General features: G+C 54.6%; 18 protein-coding genes. 10 read left to right on the top strand and 8 right to left on the bottom strand.

From position 1 onward, the window contains the following. Window positions 1–2: 2 nt before the first annotated feature. Window positions 3–779 carry a hypothetical protein gene (locus tag ACMGG5_RS05600; protein WP_048989737.1) on the bottom strand — a complete coding sequence of 259 codons (777 nt, stop codon included), beginning with the start codon at window positions 777–779 and terminating at the stop codon, window positions 3–5. Window positions 780–1,185: 406 nt separating this feature from the next. On the opposite strand from ACMGG5_RS05600, the gene yihX reads away from it, so the two are divergent. From yihX to fabY, 4 genes are read left to right on the top strand one after another with little or no spacing between them, the layout of a single operon-like run. Then, window positions 1,186–1,785: a glucose-1-phosphatase gene (gene yihX / locus ACMGG5_RS05595; RefSeq protein WP_045909089.1), complete on the top strand. Its 600-nt coding sequence runs from the start codon at window positions 1,186–1,188 to the stop codon at window positions 1,783–1,785. Continuing rightward, window positions 1,779–2,660 carry a virulence factor BrkB family protein gene (locus ACMGG5_RS05590; protein WP_370884596.1) on the top strand — a complete coding sequence of 294 codons (882 nt, stop codon included), beginning with the start codon at window positions 1,779–1,781 and terminating at the stop codon, window positions 2,658–2,660. The genes yihX and ACMGG5_RS05590 overlap by 7 nt, the downstream gene beginning before the upstream one ends. After that, a complete protein-coding gene (gene dtd / locus ACMGG5_RS05585) occupies window positions 2,657–3,094 on the top strand; it encodes a D-aminoacyl-tRNA deacylase (protein WP_008501836.1) in 438 nt (145 codons plus the stop codon). Before ACMGG5_RS05590 ends, dtd begins: the two co-directional genes overlap by 4 nt. A gap of 44 nt (window positions 3,095–3,138) precedes the next feature. Next, the gene (gene fabY, locus ACMGG5_RS05580) at window positions 3,139–4,080 is read left to right on the top strand and encodes a fatty acid biosynthesis protein FabY (RefSeq protein WP_023309755.1); all 942 of its coding nucleotides are present in this window, start codon (window positions 3,139–3,141) and stop codon (window positions 4,078–4,080) included. Window positions 4,081–4,094: 14 nt separating this feature from the next. Here the strand turns inward: fabY and ACMGG5_RS05575 are convergent, their stop codons facing one another. The 5 genes from ACMGG5_RS05575 to fdnG all read right to left on the bottom strand — a co-directional run bounded on the left by ACMGG5_RS05575 (window position 4,095) and on the right by fdnG (window position 10,751). Continuing rightward, complete coding sequence (locus ACMGG5_RS05575; RefSeq protein WP_420277594.1) at window positions 4,095–5,009, bottom strand: alpha/beta hydrolase; 915 nt, start codon at window positions 5,007–5,009, stop codon at window positions 4,095–4,097. Window positions 5,010–5,227: 218 nt separating this feature from the next. Then, window positions 5,228–6,157: a formate dehydrogenase accessory protein FdhE gene (fdhE, locus tag ACMGG5_RS05570; RefSeq protein WP_148769955.1), complete on the bottom strand. Its 930-nt coding sequence runs from the start codon at window positions 6,155–6,157 to the stop codon at window positions 5,228–5,230. Continuing rightward, complete coding sequence (gene fdoI / locus ACMGG5_RS05565) at window positions 6,154–6,789, bottom strand: formate dehydrogenase cytochrome b556 subunit (RefSeq protein ID WP_008501832.1); 636 nt, start codon at window positions 6,787–6,789, stop codon at window positions 6,154–6,156. Before fdoI ends, fdhE begins: the two co-directional genes overlap by 4 nt. Next, window positions 6,786–7,688, bottom strand: coding sequence for a formate dehydrogenase subunit beta (gene fdxH / locus ACMGG5_RS05560; RefSeq protein WP_008501831.1), 903 nt, complete (start codon window positions 7,686–7,688; stop codon window positions 6,786–6,788). Before fdxH ends, fdoI begins: the two co-directional genes overlap by 4 nt. Window positions 7,689–7,700: 12 nt before the next feature. Then, window positions 7,701–10,751 (bottom strand): formate dehydrogenase-N subunit alpha, encoded by a 3,051-nt coding sequence (fdnG, locus tag ACMGG5_RS05555; protein WP_152540069.1) that lies wholly within the window; start codon window positions 10,749–10,751, stop codon window positions 7,701–7,703. A 372-nt stretch (window positions 10,752–11,123) separates the two neighbouring features. Here fdnG and fdhD point away from each other — a divergent pair, with 372 nt between their 5' ends. Continuing rightward, on the top strand, window positions 11,124–11,960 hold the full coding sequence (fdhD, locus tag ACMGG5_RS05550; RefSeq protein ID WP_420277593.1) for a formate dehydrogenase accessory sulfurtransferase FdhD: 837 nt from the start codon (window positions 11,124–11,126) through the stop codon (window positions 11,958–11,960). A gap of 114 nt (window positions 11,961–12,074) precedes the next feature. Next, the gene (locus tag ACMGG5_RS05545; protein WP_023309747.1) at window positions 12,075–12,287 is read left to right on the top strand and encodes a DUF1471 domain-containing protein; all 213 of its coding nucleotides are present in this window, start codon (window positions 12,075–12,077) and stop codon (window positions 12,285–12,287) included. A 39-nt stretch (window positions 12,288–12,326) separates the two neighbouring features. Here the strand turns inward: ACMGG5_RS05545 and ACMGG5_RS05540 are convergent, their stop codons facing one another. Together ACMGG5_RS05540 and ACMGG5_RS05535 are read right to left on the bottom strand one after the other, a co-directional pair. Beyond that, window positions 12,327–12,650 carry an AzlD domain-containing protein gene (locus ACMGG5_RS05540; RefSeq protein WP_420277592.1) on the bottom strand — a complete coding sequence of 108 codons (324 nt, stop codon included), beginning with the start codon at window positions 12,648–12,650 and terminating at the stop codon, window positions 12,327–12,329. Then, entirely contained in the window at window positions 12,650–13,309 is a 660-nt protein-coding gene (locus tag ACMGG5_RS05535) for an AzlC family ABC transporter permease (RefSeq protein ID WP_420277591.1), read from the bottom strand. The genes ACMGG5_RS05540 and ACMGG5_RS05535 overlap by 1 nt, the downstream gene beginning before the upstream one ends. Window positions 13,310–13,411: 102 nt before the next feature. Here ACMGG5_RS05535 and ACMGG5_RS05530 point away from each other — a divergent pair, with 102 nt between their 5' ends. The 4 genes from ACMGG5_RS05530 to ACMGG5_RS05515 all read left to right on the top strand — a co-directional run bounded on the left by ACMGG5_RS05530 (window position 13,412) and on the right by ACMGG5_RS05515 (window position 16,423). Beyond that, entirely contained in the window at window positions 13,412–13,960 is a 549-nt protein-coding gene (locus tag ACMGG5_RS05530; protein ID WP_023309744.1) for a helix-turn-helix domain-containing protein, read from the top strand. A gap of 203 nt (window positions 13,961–14,163) precedes the next feature. Next, window positions 14,164–14,784, top strand: coding sequence for a superoxide dismutase [Mn] (gene sodA, locus ACMGG5_RS05525; RefSeq protein ID WP_003861999.1), 621 nt, complete (start codon window positions 14,164–14,166; stop codon window positions 14,782–14,784). A 71-nt stretch (window positions 14,785–14,855) separates the two neighbouring features. After that, window positions 14,856–15,530 carry a 6-hydroxyaminopurine reductase gene (gene yiiM / locus ACMGG5_RS05520; protein ID WP_024909204.1) on the top strand — a complete coding sequence of 225 codons (675 nt, stop codon included), beginning with the start codon at window positions 14,856–14,858 and terminating at the stop codon, window positions 15,528–15,530. A gap of 188 nt (window positions 15,531–15,718) precedes the next feature. Next, on the top strand, window positions 15,719–16,423 hold the full coding sequence (locus ACMGG5_RS05515; protein WP_048989393.1) for a UTRA domain-containing protein: 705 nt from the start codon (window positions 15,719–15,721) through the stop codon (window positions 16,421–16,423). The last annotated feature ends 1 nt before the right edge of the window (window position 16,424 follow it).

Raw genomic sequence — 16,424 nt, 5'->3', positions numbered from 1 at the left:
TATTAATTTTCCTTGCAATAGTGAGCAAAAGGTATACCCATAATATCCATAGACTTTTTCCATACCATTTCACCATCCGTGAATGAAATGTTTTTTACGCCAAAACGCGTAAAATCCTTTTCGCTGTACGTCGACAGACCTGTGTCTGGATCACCAATATTTTCTTTTTGCCCGCAAAGTGGCATCATCCATGACACATTTATATCTTTGTAGAATGCTTTATCCGTTTTTCTTATTTCTGAGAAAATGCGATCTGTTATCGCTGTGTCTGTATTGATTTCTCCGTTAACCGTAGTTGTTAACTTATTGTCATCAGAATTAGGCGACCCATGGAAACCAATAATGGAACCATAGTTGATGATTTTGTTTTTTGCCGCTGGGAAAAGATAGTTAGCACAGGAAGAAAGGCATAATCGCCTGACCTCAATGTTAATTTCTTTATCATGAATAACTTGTGCTATTTTTATTGCAGTTTCGACATCGCCACCACCACTGTTTATGGATATCGTTCTGACAGGGATAAGGTTTTTCCTGATAAGCCCCACAATGATTTTGTCATCATCTTTGGATATGTTTCCGTCGATATATAACGTATCAAAAACGAGGTGGGTTGAAAGTTTTGGTTCAAGCCCTTGCTTCACAATCAGTTGGCTAGAGAGTTGATATAAAATATCTCTGCTGGCTTTTTTAAATCGGTAGGCATTGTATGAATAAATAGCGAATGCACAGAGTATTGCTATTAATACGGCACTGAGGACGTATCCCTTTTTAATCTTCACGAAAGTGCAGCTCCATGTGTAAAGTAATGTAAACTTAGCATTATAAAAAAGAAGATAAATAGAGTATTTGTATCTAAATGTAAATTTAAGTAAAGTAAACTTGTTGCAATTTCTCGCAAAGCCGCGAGAAATGGGATTGCCATGGAAAAAACTGGGGGAATATGGTGATGAGAAAAAGCTTATGGAAGCGTTTTTCTATAATTTTTTGCAAAATGAACTAAAACGTATATCTTCGCAAAAACGCACTTAAATAAAACTCATCCCAGCCTATCGCCCGAAAGCCAATATCATTTTCCCGGGCTAAATTTTTGTTCTTCATACTGCTCCCTCTCAGCTGAATCTCGTGCATAGCCAAACTTTATCTTTCCCGCTACAGTTACCTCTCCACGGCGAGCAGGAGATAAACATGCTTTATATCTTTGATTTAGGAAACGTCATCGTCGATATCGATTTTAATCGCGTGTTGGGTGCATGGAGCGACTTTAGCCGCGTGCCGCTGGCAACGTTAAAGCAAAATTTCGCGATGGGCGAGACCTTCCATCAGCATGAGCGGGGCGAGATCAGTGATGAGGAATTCGCGGAACGTTTCTGTCAGGAGATGGATCTACCGTTAAGCTACGAGCAGTTTTCCCACGGCTGGCAGGCGGTATTTGTCGCCATTCGGCCTGAGGTGATCGACATCATGCACAAACTGCGCGAGCAGGGGCATCGGGTCGTTGTGCTATCAAATACCAACCGTCTGCACACGACGTTCTGGCCTGAGGAATACCCTGAAGTTAAGGCGGCGGCAGATAAGATCTATCTTTCGCAGGAGATGGGTATGCGTAAGCCTGAAGCGCGAATTTATCAGGCTGTTCTGCAGGCAGAGGGATTCACCGCGGCCGATGCGGTCTTTTTTGATGACAACGCCGATAATATAGAGGGAGCTAACCAGTTGGGTATTACGTCAATTCTGGTGACCGGAAAAGAGACGATACCTGACTACTTTGCGAAGCAGCTATGCTAAAAACCGTTCATCAAAAAGCCACGCACCATACTCGCCCGCTGCGGGCCTGGCTGAAACTGCTCTGGCACCGGATTGATGAGGACAATATGACCACGCTGGCGGGTAACCTCGCCTACGTGTCATTGCTCTCGTTAGTGCCGCTGGTGGCGGTCATCTTTGCCCTGTTCTCCGCCTTTCCGATGTTTGCGGACGTCAGCGTGCAGCTTCGTCATTTTGTCTTCGCGAATTTCATTCCGGCAACCGGGGATGTTATCCAGAACTACATTGAGCAGTTTGTTGCCAATTCCAGCAAGATGACGGCAGTGGGGGCGTGCGGTCTTATCGTCACGGCGCTGTTATTGATGTATGCCATTGATAACGCGCTGAACACGATCTGGCGGAGTAAAAAAGCGCGGCCAAAGGTGTATTCCTTTGCCGTGTACTGGATGATTCTCACGCTGGGGCCGCTGCTGGCCGGGGCGAGCCTGGCGATCAGTTCGTATCTTCTCTCCTTGCGCTGGGCGAGTGAGTTAAACGGCGTAATTGATAATGCGCTTCGCATCTTCCCGTTGATCCTGTCGTGGCTCTCGTTCTGGCTGCTCTATAGCGTCGTGCCGACCACGCGCGTGCCTAACCGCGATGCGGTTGTGGGGGCGCTGGTGGCGGCGTTGCTTTTTGAGCTCGGTAAAAAAGGGTTTGCCCTCTACATCACCATGTTTCCGTCCTATCAGCTTATTTACGGCGTGCTGGCGGTGATCCCCATTTTGTTTGTCTGGGTCTACTGGACCTGGTGTATCGTCTTGCTTGGTGCCGAAATAACTGTCACTCTCGGTGTTTACCGCGAACTGAAAAAAGCAGCAGAAGCTGAAAAACAATTAGAAGCAGACCAACCATGATTGCATTGATACAGCGCGTAACCCGTGCCAGCGTCACCGTGGAGGGAGAGGTGACGGGTGAAATTGGCCCAGGACTTTTGGTTTTGTTAGGTGTCGAAAAGGATGACGACGAACAAAAAGCCAACCGCTTATGTGAGCGCGTGCTGGGCTACCGTATTTTCAGCGATGCGGAAGGCAAGATGAACCTGAACGTCCAGCAGGCGGGCGGCAGCGTGCTGGTGGTTTCCCAGTTTACGCTGGCAGCGGATACCGAGCGCGGCATGCGCCCGAGTTTCTCTAAAGGCGCCGCGCCGGATCGTGCAGAAGCACTTTACGAGTACTTTGTTGAGCGTTGTCGCCAGCAGGAAATGAATACGCAAACCGGACGATTCGCTGCAGATATGCAGGTGTCGCTGGTGAACGATGGCCCTGTCACATTCTGGCTCCAGGTATGAGCATACTTACGGCATGGCCGCGGGTAACAAGAGAGAGTACAGCTATGTATCACCTTCGAGTACCGCAAACGGAAGAAGAGTTAGACGCTTATTACCAGTTCCGCTGGGAAATGCTGCGCAAGCCACTGCATCAGCCAAAAGGCTCTGAACGCGACGCCTGGGACGCGATGGCCCACCATCAGATGGTGATGGACGAAGAGGGTAACCTCGTCGCCGTCGGGCGTTTGTATATCAACGCCGATAACGAAGCGTCTATTCGCTTTATGGCGGTTCATCCCTCCGTGCAGGACAAAGGTCTGGGGACGCTAATGGCGATGACCCTGGAGTCCGTCGCCCGTCAGGAAGGCGTTAAACGCGTCACCTGTAGCGCCCGCGAAGATGCCGTAGAATTCTTTGCCAAACTTGGTTTTGTGAATCAGGGGGAGATCACGACCCCGCAAACCACGCCGATTCGTCATTTTTTGATGATCAAACCCATCGCCACGCTGGACGATATTCTGCATCGCGCCGACTGGTGCGGACAGCTCCAGCAGGCCTGGTATCAGCACATTCCGCTCAGTGAAAAAATGGGCGTGCGTATTCAGCAGTACACCGGACAAAAATTTATTACCACCATGCCGGAAACCGGCAATCAGAACCCGCACCACACGCTGTTTGCCGGCAGCCTGTTCTCACTGGCCACGCTCACCGGCTGGGGGCTGATCTGGCTGATGCTGCGCGAGCGCCATCTGGGCGGCACCATCATTCTGGCCGATGCTCACATCCGCTATAGCGCACCGATCAGCGGCAAGCCGAGCGCGGTGGCCGATCTGGGGTCACTGGGCGGCGATCTGGACCGTCTGGCACGTGGCCGCAAGGCTCGCGTCCAAATGCAGGTTGAACTGTTTGGCGATAAAACACCGGGCGCGGTGTTTGAAGGCACCTATATCGTTCTTCCGGCGAAGCCCTTCGGCGCGTATGAAGAGGGGGGGAACGAGGAGGAGTAATCTCCTGTTCACTCTTACCGGGAGTGCTGAATTCGCCCGGCGATATCCCGCATAACGTCTCGCGCTGACTGGCTGATGCCGCCAAGCTGAAAGAAGCCATGGATGACGCCCAGCCAGCGCTGAGCGGTACACTTCACACCCTGCTCAGTCAGATGCTGATATAACATTTCTCCCTCATCGCACAGCGGATCGTACTCTGCGGTAATGATGTGCACTGGCGGAAGCCCGTAAAAATCATCGCGCCACAGCGGGCTCGCTTCGGGATGCTGACGGTCAGTCTCTGCGAGATACATTTCATACCCGCTGAGCAGGGTATCCCGGGTGATAACGTAATCCGTGCCATTGAGGGCATAGCTTTCAAAACTGGCGGTGGCGTCGAGCATGGGGTAGATAAGAATAAGCTGTGCGGGTTTCCATCGCCCTTTCGCGTTGAGCCGCAATGACGTTACCAGCGCAAGATGTCCCCCCGCGCTGTCTCCACAAAGGGTGAGCCGGTTCCTGTCGACGCCTAATTTGTCCGCATATTGCCATACCAGCTCCGCACCTCTTTCCGCATCGTCATGTGCGGCGGGGAAGGTATGCTCCGGCGCCAGCCTGTACTGAATCGCAATCACCCGGCAGTTACTGTAGCAGGCTAACTGCCGAAGTTGGTTGTCATGGGTATCAAAGCCGCCGCTGATAAAGCATCCACCGTGATAGTAGATGGCTGCAGGCAATATTTCAGGTGCATTGAGAGGTGAAAATACCCGAATGGTAAGACCCTCAAGAACAAGCGTCTCCACCTGTACGCGCGTTTCGGTCTCCCCGGCAAGCCCCGTGCTGGCAATATAGCCTGCTCGTCGCACCTCAATGCTCTGGCGACGTGACGAGGGTCGACCTGCAGCGATAAATCCCTGAACCAGTTGTGCAATACCCTGTTCCAGCGCCATGAAAATTCCCTTTTACTGTATGGATGAACAGTTTATAGCCTGGTTTGATTCAAAAGAAAACAAGAATATTGTTGAGGGCAACAAGCTGGAAAGCGCCTCGCAAAGGCGATAACGCGTCTCTCAACGAGAATAGAGAGTATCTGGCATGAAAGACGGCGGCTACTGCTGTCGAATTACAGGCCGGGCAAGCACGCGCTGCCCGGCACTGTCACAGGGAATTACTCCCCTTCACCCGGGAACAGGAACGGGTTGATCGAGCTGCGGGCAAAGCCCTCCTGCTCCATCTTCGCGTCCAGAATCAGCGAGGCAAGATCGTCGGCCACCGCTTCGACTTTCGGGTCTTTTTCCTGATACAGAATCTTCAGGTAAGTGCCGCAGTCGCCGCAGCTTTCGGCTTTCACCGCCGCGTCTTCATTTTCCAGCGACCAGTAGTTCAGATCGCGGGTCTGCTCGCAGTTGCTGCACTTGATGCGCACCACGTGCCACTCGGTTTCACACAGGTTGCAGTGCAGGTAGCGCAGCCCCTGCGTGGTGCCGATTTGCACCATGCTCGATACCGGCATGGAGCCGCAGACCGGGCAGAACTGGCGCGCTTCGCCGTATTCTGCGCGCGCTTTGCCCGGGATCAGGCTTGCCATTTGCGCCCAGTAGAGCGACAGGGCAGCCCAGATAAACGGCGCTTTATCGCTGCTCACCAGCGAGAAGTCAGAGGCAAACAGCGCGCTTGCCATCTCTTCCAGCTCTTGTTCGGACGCTTTTTCCAGATTCTCAATGACCGACAGCGCGGTACCGCTCATCTCGGGCTTCAGCTCGGCAATCAGCGAATGCAGCAGCTTCTGCCAGTGCTTGTCGCGCGGCAGGACGTGAATGTCCAGCGGCGGCTTGCCCTGCGCGTTGGCTTCTTTGATGCGCGCGGTCAGGTCCATTTGCAGGGGATGGTCGTACAGCACCACTTCCTGCGCGTGGGCGACCAGCGCGGCAAAGCGCAGAAAATCGCCCAGCGGGTTGTTCTCTGCCAGCTCGCGCAGACGCTCTGCGCGGCGGTTGTAGAGGTTCTTGAGTCTGGGGAATAACAACGGCGGAATATAATCCGCCGTGCGTTTCTCGCTCGACCCCAGCTCATCTTGCGGGATTATGCGAATACTCATTCAGATGACTTTTCCTGTTTCTGGCGGACTTCACGGTACCAGCGCGGGTGATGCTTCTTCGCCCACGTACTGGTTACCCATCCTTCCACCATCGCGGTAATGGTGCCTTTCACCCAAAGGGCGGCGTAGATATGCACCATGATAACCACAATTAACGCCACTGCGGCAAATGAATGCAGCATCAGCGCGAATCGGATCACCGGGATTGAGAAAGCAGGCGCAAAGTACGGACGCCAGATGATCACGCCGCTCACCAGCAACAGGACCAGGAAGATAATCGCCGCCCAGAATACGCATTTCTGGCCGAAGTTATAACGCCCGGTATCACCCACTTCCTCGTTGACGACGATCTTACGAATATTCTTCGCCCAAAAGATATCATCCCGATTGATTAGGTTATGGTGCCAGTAACGGAAAAACATGATGATGAACGACGCAAACATGATGACGCCCACAAACGGGTGCAGGATGCGCGCCAGCTGTGGTGTCCCCATGATCTGCATCAGCCAGTTGAAGGACGGGAAGAAGAACCCCAGCCCGCTTATCGCCGCCAGCATGAAGCAGAAGGCGGTGACCCAGTGGTTGATGCGTTCCGGCGCGGTGTAGCGCACGATGGTGTCACGTTTTCTCATTTGCGCACCTCGTCTTTCTCTTCATGCAGGTTGTCGTCTTCCTCTTCCGCGCGGTTCGGACCAACGCCGACGTAGTGGAAGATGCTCGCTGCGAAGGTGGCAGCAAAGCCCACCGCTGCCAGCGGTTTCCAGATGCCTTTCCAGAACTTCACGGTTGCGCTGATTTCCGGGTTCTCCGGCAGGCCGTGATACAGGTTCGGCTTGTCGGCGTGGTGCAGCACGTACATCACGTGCGTACCGCCAACCCCGGCCGGATCGTACAGGCCCGCGTTGTCGTAACCACGGGTTTTCAGCTCGCCCACGCGCTCTGCCGCCAGCGTTTTCATATCCTCTTTGGAGCCAAAGTGGATAGCGCCGGTTGGGCAGGTCTTCACGCATGCAGGCTCCTGGCCGACGGTGACGCGGTCCACGCACAGGGTGCATTTGTAGACGCGGTTGTCTTCCGGGTTCAGGCGCGGTACGTCGAACGGACAGCCCGCGATGCAGTAGCCGCAGCCGATGCACTGTTCGGACTGGAAGTCGACGATGCCGTTGGCATACTGAATGATAGCCCCTTCTGACGGACATGCCTTCAGGCAGCCCGGATCCGCACAGTGCATACAGCCGTCTTTGCGGATAAGCCATTCCAGTTTGTCGTTCTGCTCCACTTCCGAGAAACGCATCACCGTCCAGGACTTGGCGGTCAGGTCCGCCGGGTTGTCGTACACCCCGACGTTGTGACCCACTTCGTCACGCAGATCGTTCCACTCAGAGCACGCCACCTGACAGGCTTTACAGCCGATACAGGTGGTCACGTCGATGAGCTTCGCCACTTCCTGCTGGTGGTCCCGCGCCTGAGGCGCGGGCGTGAAACCATTAGTCGCGGAACGACGGATAATGTCTTGAGATTGATAAGCCATAAGTCGTCTCCGTTACACCTTTTCCACGTTCACGAGGAAGGCCTTAAACTCCGGCGTCTGCGTGTTCGCATCGCCGACGAACGGCGTCAGGGTGTTCGCAATGAACCCTTTCTTCGCCACGCCCTCATAGCCCCAGTGAATCGGAATACCGATGGTATCCACCTGCTGACCGTGAACGTTCAGCGTGCGAATACGCTTGGTCACCACCGCCTTGGCTTTAATGTAGCCGCGGTTAGAGGAGACCTTCACGGTATCGCCATGCGCAATCCCGAGCTTGTTCGCCAGCTTCTCGCCGATCTCCACAAACTGTTCCGGCTGCGCGATGGCGTTAAGCAGCGCGTGCTTGGTCCAGTAGTGGAAGTGCTCGGTCAGACGGTAGGTGGTGCCCACGTACGGGAACTTGTCTTTTTTACCCAGCGCTTCGAAATCGCCCTTAAAGATACGGGCTGCCGGGTTAGAGACCACGTTCGGGTGCAGCGGGTTGGTGCCCAGCGGCGTCTCAAACGGCTCGTAGTGTTCCGGGAACGGACCTTCCGCCATCTTATCGATAGCAAACAGACGTCCCATCCCTTCAGGCTGCATGATAAACGGCCCAACGTCGCTGCCCGGTGCGGCAGTGCTGTAGTCCGGAATATCCACGCCGCCCCATTTCGCGCCGTCCCACTTCAGAAGCTGACGCTTCGGATCCCACGGGTTACCCTGCGGGTCAGCGGATGCGCGGTTATAGAGGATGCGGCGGTTGAGCGGCCACGCCCATGCCCAGCCCAGCGTATTGCCGAGGCCCGACGGATCGGCGTTATCGCGGTTGGCCATCTGGTTGCCCTTCGGCGTCCAGCTACCGGCAAAGATCCAGCAGCCGCTTGACGTGGTACCGTCATCGCGCAGGTGGGCGAAGGTACTAAGCTGATCGCCTTTCTTCGCCAGCACGGTGCCGGTGGCCGGGTCGATAACGTCCGCCAGCGCCTTACCGTTGCTCTCCATCGCCACTTCTTCTGGCGCAGGGTTTTCCGGCGTCGAGTAGTTCCAGGTCATGTTCAGGACCGGTTCCGGGTTCGCGCCGCCTTCTGCCGCGTACATCTTACGCAGGCGCAAGAAGATACCGGCCAGGATCTCGCCGTCGTTCATGGCGATACCCGGGGCGTCCGCGCCTTTCCAGTGCCACTGCAGCCAGCGCCCGGAGTTAACGATAGACCCGTTCTCTTCCGCGAAGCAGGTAGACGGCAGACGGAACACTTCGGTCTGAATCTTCGACGGATCGACGTCGTTCGATTCACCGTGGTTCTGCCAGAAGGTTGAGGTCTCGGTATTGAGCGGGTCAATCGTCACCAGGAACTTCAGCTTCGACAGAGACTCAACAACCTTGTTCTTGTTCGGGAACGAGGCCACCGGGTTAAAGCCCTGGCACAGATAGCCGTTCACTTTGCCCTGGTGCATCATCTCGAAATACTGCAGAACGTCGTAGCCTTTGTCCCACTTCGGCAGCCAGTCAAAGCCCCAGCTGTTTTCCGCCGTCGCTTTATCGCCGAAGAACGCTTTCATCATCGAGACGAAGAACTTCGGATAGTTGCCCCAGTAGTTCACCTGGCCTTCGAGCAGCGGTTTGGGCGTGCTGGCCGTCAGGTAGGTTTGCAGATCGGTCTGTTTCTCGCTTGGCAGGTTCATGTAGCCCGGCAGGCTTTGAGACAGCAGGCCGAGGTCGGTCAGACCCTGAATGTTGGAGTGACCGCGCAGGGCGTTCACGCCGCCGCCTGCCATCCCCATGTTGCCGAGCAGCAGCTGAACCATCGCCATGGTACGGATGTTCTGCGCGCCGATGGAGTGTTGCGTCCAGCCGAGGGCGTACAGGAACGACGCGGTTTTATCTTTCGCGCTGGTTTCGGCGATCAGCTCGCACACCTTCAGGAAGTCCGCCTTCGGCGTACCACAGATGTTTTCGACAACCTCCGGCGTGTAGCGGGATACGTGCTCTTTCAGCAGGTTCCACACGCAGCGCGGGTGTTGCAGGGTGGTGTCGCGCTTCGCAAAGCCTTTCTCATCCAGCTCGTAGTTCCAGCTGGTTTTATCGTATTTGCGTTTTTCGGCGTCGTAACCGCTGAACAGACCATCTTCGAAGTGGTAATCCTCACGCACGATCAGGCTGGCGTTGGTATAGGCTTCGGTGTATTCGCGGTTGTATTTTTCGTTGGTCATCAGGTACAGCAGTACGCCTGACAGGAAAGTGATGTCAGTACCTGAACGAATAGGGGTGTAGAAATCCGCCACTGACGCAGTACGCGTAAAGCGGGGATCGATCACAATCAGTTTCGCACCGTTGTGGATTTTGGCTTCCATCGCCCAGCGGAACCCGACAGGGTGCGCTTCAGCGGCGTTACCGCCCATCACCACAATGAGGTTGGCGTTCTTGATGTCGACCCAGTGGTTGGTCATCGCACCGCGACCAAATGTTGGAGCAAGACTTGCTACCGTTGGTCCGTGTCAGACACGCGCCTGGTTGTCGACCGCGAGCATACCGAGTGCGCGCGTAAATTTCTGGGTTAAATAACCGGTTTCGTTGCTGGAAGCAGAGGCACACAGCATCCCGGTGGAGAGCCAGCGGTTGACCGTAACGCCGTCGGCGTTCTTCTCAACAAAGTTGGCATCGCGGTCTTCTTTAATGTGTTTTGCGATGCGATCAAACGCCTCTTCCCAGCTGATTTGCTGCCATTTGTCGGAGCCAGGCGCACGATATTCAGGGAATTTGAGGCGGCTTTCGGAGTGGATAAAGTCCACCAGACCGGCCCCTTTCGGGCACAATGCGCCGCGGTTGACCGGATGATCCGGGTCGCCTTCGATATGGAAAATAGACGCTTTGGCGTTTTTAGCACCGTCGCCGAGGCTATACATTAACAGCCCGCAACCGACAGAGCAGTACGTACAGGTATTACGGGTTTCACGGGTGCGCAGCAGTTTATACTGCCGCGTTTCCGCCAGCGCTACGCCGGGCGCAAAGCCCAGTGCCGCTGCCGTGGTGCCTGCCATACCGCCAGCGCAGATCTTAAAGAACTGCCTTCTGCTGACCTGCATGGGTCACTCCTTGTTTCGACATTGCTTACATATGTAGTTTTAACTTCGCGGTTGAGAATTGACCGCAAAGGAGAAAAATTTGCGTTAATCCCTCAATTCCACGAGGGATATCATCAGAATACCACATTGTCGGTACCGCTGTTCTAATGGCGTTAATACAAAGTGAACGTATTATCACCATGTTGATTATAAAGTGTGATATCGATCACATTAACAGCTCTGCATGTTAAAGCGGTGTAGCCGGTGGCAGGTTGCACCCCTGCTAAATGAGTAGGAGAATGGTTGTCGAAAAGTTGATCCATACTATGCGTAACGCCTGTGGATTATGCTGCAATAGCAGGCTCACCTCCGTGGTTTTTCAGGAATACCGCTGTGTCTAAACAAAACCGTGCTCCCCACTCGTCACCACTGCCTGCGGGCATTGTGGAACTGTCGGTACACAGACCGCCCCACATCACCCATGCCACGCCGGATTTTCTGGCGGAAGAGGTGCCCGTTGCGCTCGTTTACAACGGTATCTCGCATGTGGTGATGATGGCTTCGCCAAAAGATCTTGAGCTGTTCGCCATCGGTTTTTCCCTCTCGGAAGGCATCATCGAGCATCCGCAAGACATCTACGGCATGGACGTGGTGCAGGCCTGCAACGGTCTCGAAGTGCAAATCGAACTCTCCAGCCGCCGCTTTATGGGGCTGAAAGAGCGCCGCCGCGCGCTGGCCGGGCGTACCGGCTGCGGCGTCTGTGGCGTTGAGCAACTCAATGATATTGGTAAACCCGTTGCGCCATTGCCGTTTACTCAGACCTTTAATCTGGCTCACCTCGACCCTGCCCTTAAGCACCTGAACGATGTTCAGCCCATCGGCCAGCTGAGCGGCTGTACGCACGCGGCGGCATGGGTGTTGCCGTCGGGAGAGATTGCCGGTGGGCATGAGGACGTTGGCCGCCATGTGGCGCTGGATAAGCTGCTGGGGCGCCGGGCGCGTGAAAGTGACGTCTGGCAGCAGGGCGCGGCGCTCGTTTCCAGCCGGGCCAGCTACGAGATGGTGCAAAAGTCCGCCATGTGCGGTGTGGAAATTTTGTTCGCGGTGTCGGCGGCGACCACGCTGGCGGTGGAGGTAGCGGAGCGCTGTAACCTGACGCTGGTGGGCTTCTGCAAGCCGGGAAGGGCAACCATTTATACCCATCCACAGCGATTAAAACTTAATCAATAATTTTGAATAATAATAGCAAATCCTTCCGCTTTTAGTTGTTCATGATGAGGTCTAGTATTTATCTCATCAAGGCACGGTGCCTTACCTAAACAACTTAATGAAAGGGTTTATATTATGAAAAGCATCAAAACTTTTGTCGCTGTAATCGCTCTGGCTACTTCTTTCGGTTCTTTCGCTGCTCAGACCGTGACCGCAACCGCGTCAACCATTGACGGCGCAGAAGCGAAAATCGCGGCTCAGGCTCAGGAAGCCGGCGCGTCATCTTACAAAATTACCCAGGCGTTCTCAGGTAACCGCGTACACATGACCGCTGAACTGACGAAATAAGCTGTCACACCGTCGAAAGAGCGCCCCCGGGGCGCTTTTTTAGTTTATGCCAGCCACGCGCAGCAGCGCGGTTACCACTGCCGCCGCCGCGATCACCACAATTAACGGCATTTTCCGCCAGGCCAAAAACACCGCAAACGCCACGCCCAGCACGCGCGCCATTCCTGCGAAATGTTCGCCTTCATAAAACGTGGTCGCCAGCGCCACGGAAAACAGCAGCACTGTTGCCGCGTCCGAAAGCAGCGCCTGAGAGCGTTCTGACAGTGCCAGCCTGCTGCCCAGTTTCGCCCCGCCAAGACGCATCAGATACGTTCCCGCAGACAAAATGGCGATGCCGAGAATAAAAAACGTCATATTTCCCATTATTTTTTCCTCGCAGCAAGACCCAGTAAAGAGAGCAGCACCGGTAATCCTACCGGGGCAAACGGTACTGCAGCCAGTGAAAGCGCGGCCCCGCTGCAGGCGCGGATTAGCGTGGTACGGTTTTTAAATGCGGGAACCACCAGCGCCAGCAATATGGCCGGAAATACCGCGTCCAGGCCGATGGTCTCCGGGTCAGGTAACAGTTTGCCAACCATGGCACCCAGCAGCGCGCCGAGCGGCCAGACAATGGCGACGCCTAAGCCGCACAGCCAGTAGGCGGCCTTCCGCTGCTCGGCGGTTTTTTGCGACAGGCCAAACACCACGCTTTCGTCGTTCATAATGTGGCAACCCAACAGGCTCAGACCGCGCTTGCCTACCAGTTCACGAACCGTCACGCCAAACGGCACGTGCCGCGCGTTGACCAGCAACCCCGCGGCTGCGGCTGCCAGTGGGTTACCGCCGCTTGCCACAATGCCGATAAACATAAACTCTGACGCGCCCGCGAGTACGGTGATGGAGAGTACAAACGGTACCCAGACCGGGAAACCGTAGGCCATCGCCAGGGAGCCGTAGGACATCCCGACCACGCCCACCGCGAGGCAGACCAGGATAATTGCTTTTATGGTATCGCCTTGCAGGCAAGAGAGATGATGCTTCATACAATTTTAGCCATATCGAACGTGTATCCATTATAATGAACGCAACGAAACTGATTTTCAAGACGAACGATTCGTTCGTTTTATAGAACAAGAGGCCGTTATATGACGCAGCCGATCAGCCTGATCGCCAAAAGTCTGGTGCGAGAACGCCTGCGAACCGGGCTTTCACTGGCGGAAATTGCCCGCCGTGCCGGGATCGCAAAATCCACCCTTTCCCAGCTGGAGTCCGGCAACGGTAACCCTAGCCTGGAAACGCTGTGGTCGCTTTGCGTGGCGCTGGATATTCCTTTCGCCCGCCTGCTTGAGCCGCAGTTGCCGACCACACAGGTGATCCGCCGCGGTGAAGGGACGAAAGTGGTCGCCGGACAGGCTAATTACGAGGCTATTTTACTGGCCGCATGCCCGCCCGGCGCGCGCCGCGATGTTTATCTTCTGATGACCCAGCCGGGTGCAGACCGTATTTCACAGCCGCATCCGCCGGGCTCGGTTGAGCATATCATTGTCACGCAGGGACGGGCGCTGGTTGGCCTGCTTGACGCGGCGGAAGAGCTCGGCGCAGGGGATTACATTTGTTATCCCGCCGACCAGCCGCACATCTTTAAAGCCCTGGAGCCAGACACTTACGCGCTGCTGGTGGCGGAACAAAACTAACCCGACAATGCTGTCGTCTTTGCGACAGCATCTTCCGTTAACCTCCTGAGTGAATTACCCATTTTGGCTTTTGTCAGAATGCGAATAACCTTATAAAAACTACGGCATTGATAATCATTTTCAATATCATTTAATTAACTATAATGAACCAACTGCTTACGCGGCATTAACAGCTGTGCCGCCCGACAATAATGGAGAGGATTATGAGTTATACACTGCCATCCCTGCCGTATGCCTACGACGCACTGGAACCGCATTTCGACAAGCAGACGATGGAAATCCATCACACTAAACACCACCAGACCTATGTGAACAACGCGAACGCCGCGCTGGAAAGCCTGCCAGAGTTCGCTAACCTGCCTGTTGAAGAGCTGATCACCAAGCTGGACCAGCTGCCAGCGGACAAGAAAACCGTTCTGCGTAACAACGCTGGCGGCCACGCTAACCACAGCCTGTTCTGGAAAGGCCTGAAAACCGGTACCACCCTGCAGGGCGACCTGAAAGCGGCTATCGAGCGCGACTTCGGTTCCGTGGACAACTTCAAAGCGGAGTTCGAAAAAGCCGCGGCTACTCGTTTCGGCTCTGGCTGGGCGTGGCTGGTTCTGAAAGGTGACAAACTGGCGGTGGTTTCTACTGCGAACCAGGACTCCCCGCTGATGGGTGAAGCAATCTCTGGCGCATCCGGCTTCCCAATCCTGGGTCTGGACGTGTGGGAACACGCTTACTACCTGAAATTCCAGAACCGTCGCCCGGACTACATCAAAGCCTTCTGGGACGTGGTGAACTGGGACGAAGCTGCAGCACGTTTCGCCGCTAAAAAATAAGGTTGCGTTGACGCCTGTGAGAAGCGAGTCTTATGACTCGCTTTTTTTGTATCTGCGTAATGGAGGCAGCAATGCATTACCCGGTGAACGTATTTACAGGCAAGGTAAGGGAGTACGACGGCAGTCGCCCGAGCGCCATCGCTAAAATTCAGGTTGACGGTGAGCTGACGCTTACCGACCTCGGGCTGGCGGGTGACGAGCAGGCCGAAAAGAAAATCCACGGCGGGCCCGAGCGCGCGCTGTGCCACTACCCGCGCGAGCACTATCAGCACTGGAAAGCCGAATTCCCCGAACAGGCGGATCTGTTTGTCGCGCCCGCGTTCGGTGAGAACCTCTCGACCGAAGGGCTGACCGAGCAAAACGTCTTTATCGGTGATATTTACCGCTGGGGCGATGCCCTGATTCAGGTGACGCAGCCGCGCTCGCCGTGCTTCAAGCTCAACTACCATTTCGGCATTCATGACATGTCGGCTCAGATGCAAAACGCGGGTAAAACCGGCTGGCTGTACCGTGTGGTGCTGGCTGGGCAGGTTTCAGCGGACGCACCGCTTGAGCTGGCATCACGCCTGAGCGATGTGTCTGTTTATGACGCCTGCGCCATTGCCTGGCATATGCCGTTTGATGACGAACAGTATCACCGCCTGCTGTCAGCGGCGGGGTTGTCGACCAGCTGGACGCGCACCATGCAAAAACGGCGGCTCAGTAACAAAATTGAAGACAATGCCCGTCGGTTATGGGGTAAATAGGTTTCTCTTTCGTTCGTCTCCCCCGTGCTAACGGGGGATGCTCCCTTTTTTTACACCGTACTCAACCTTTCCTTGCTTCATTCCTGATACATGGCCCACAAAAAAAGTGTTGGCCATGTAAAAACACTTGAGAATTCTTCCGGCTCAAATATCTTATGATCAAATTGGTTTAAACCAGATGGTGTGGGATGAAAGAAAAAAACTACGTGGATGTGCTCAGGGAGCGTTTTGAACGCTGGCTGAGTGAACAAAACTTACCGGCTGGCTCGAAGCTACCGTCTGAGCGCGAGTTGTGCGAACTGCTGGATGCCAAACGCATGACCTTACGGCAGGTGCTGATTGAGCTGGAGGTGGGTGCACGGATATTTAGAAAGAACCGCAGCGGCTGGTTTATTTCTGCTAAGCGCTTTATCTATAACCCAAAATCCCTCTCCAGTTTTAATGCGGAAGCCCGTGCCCAGGGGCGAAATCCCTCCTGGGGCTATTTATCCCGTGAGAGCATGGAGAGCGTACCGCATCAGGTTGAGAGGGTGTTTCCCGCGTCTGAGAATTGCTATCGGGTAACAGGATGGTGTGGGCTCGATGAACATAAGGTTTTTTACCACGAGTCATATATTGATGCAGAAACCGCGCCGGGATATATCCATAAACTGGAGAACCAGTCGTTTGCCAGCGTCTGGGAAGATGAATTCGGTCATACCTTAACCATTAAAGAGATGATCTTCAAACCGGTCAATATGCCGGAGCTGGCCTGCAAAGAACTGGGTGTGGCACCGAATACTTACGGAATTTTGGTGGAAAAACACCGAGCGACACGGGATAAAAAAGTGGTGCAGGTCGATTTTGAATACTGGCGCCTTGAATCAGTGGAACTCGTTATTCATGATGAATGAG

The organism is Enterobacter sp. BNK-34 (genome assembly GCF_048684445.1).
GTDB classification, from domain to species: domain Bacteria; phylum Pseudomonadota; class Gammaproteobacteria; order Enterobacterales; family Enterobacteriaceae; genus Enterobacter; species Enterobacter pseudoroggenkampii.
Note: the sequence above shows the minus strand (reverse complement) of the source record. Positions and strands in the feature narration are given on the sequence as shown.

Excerpts from the sequence above, each read along its gene's own strand:
- yihX (WP_045909089.1), top strand. The coding sequence starts at position 1,186 with ATGCTTTATATCTTTGATTTAGGAAACGTCATCGTCGATATCGATTTT.
- ACMGG5_RS05590 (WP_370884596.1), top strand. The coding sequence starts at position 1,779 with ATGCTAAAAACCGTTCATCAAAAAGCCACGCACCATACTCGCCCGCTG.
- dtd (WP_008501836.1), top strand. The coding sequence starts at position 2,657 with ATGATTGCATTGATACAGCGCGTAACCCGTGCCAGCGTCACCGTGGAG.
- fabY (WP_023309755.1), top strand. The coding sequence starts at position 3,139 with ATGTATCACCTTCGAGTACCGCAAACGGAAGAAGAGTTAGACGCTTAT.
- ACMGG5_RS05575 (WP_420277594.1), bottom strand. The coding sequence starts at position 5,009 with ATGGCGCTGGAACAGGGTATTGCACAACTGGTTCAGGGATTTATCGCT.
- fdhE (WP_148769955.1), bottom strand. The coding sequence starts at position 6,157 with ATGAGTATTCGCATAATCCCGCAAGATGAGCTGGGGTCGAGCGAGAAA.
- fdoI (WP_008501832.1), bottom strand. The coding sequence starts at position 6,789 with ATGAGAAAACGTGACACCATCGTGCGCTACACCGCGCCGGAACGCATC.
- fdxH (WP_008501831.1), bottom strand. The coding sequence starts at position 7,688 with ATGGCTTATCAATCTCAAGACATTATCCGTCGTTCCGCGACTAATGGT.
- ACMGG5_RS05545 (WP_023309747.1), top strand. The coding sequence starts at position 12,075 with ATGAAAAGCATCAAAACTTTTGTCGCTGTAATCGCTCTGGCTACTTCT.
- ACMGG5_RS05540 (WP_420277592.1), bottom strand. The coding sequence starts at position 12,650 with ATGGGAAATATGACGTTTTTTATTCTCGGCATCGCCATTTTGTCTGCG.
- ACMGG5_RS05535 (WP_420277591.1), bottom strand. The coding sequence starts at position 13,309 with ATGAAGCATCATCTCTCTTGCCTGCAAGGCGATACCATAAAAGCAATT.
- ACMGG5_RS05530 (WP_023309744.1), top strand. The coding sequence starts at position 13,412 with ATGACGCAGCCGATCAGCCTGATCGCCAAAAGTCTGGTGCGAGAACGC.
- sodA (WP_003861999.1), top strand. The coding sequence starts at position 14,164 with ATGAGTTATACACTGCCATCCCTGCCGTATGCCTACGACGCACTGGAA.
- yiiM (WP_024909204.1), top strand. The coding sequence starts at position 14,856 with ATGCATTACCCGGTGAACGTATTTACAGGCAAGGTAAGGGAGTACGAC.
- ACMGG5_RS05515 (WP_048989393.1), top strand. The coding sequence starts at position 15,719 with ATGAAAGAAAAAAACTACGTGGATGTGCTCAGGGAGCGTTTTGAACGC.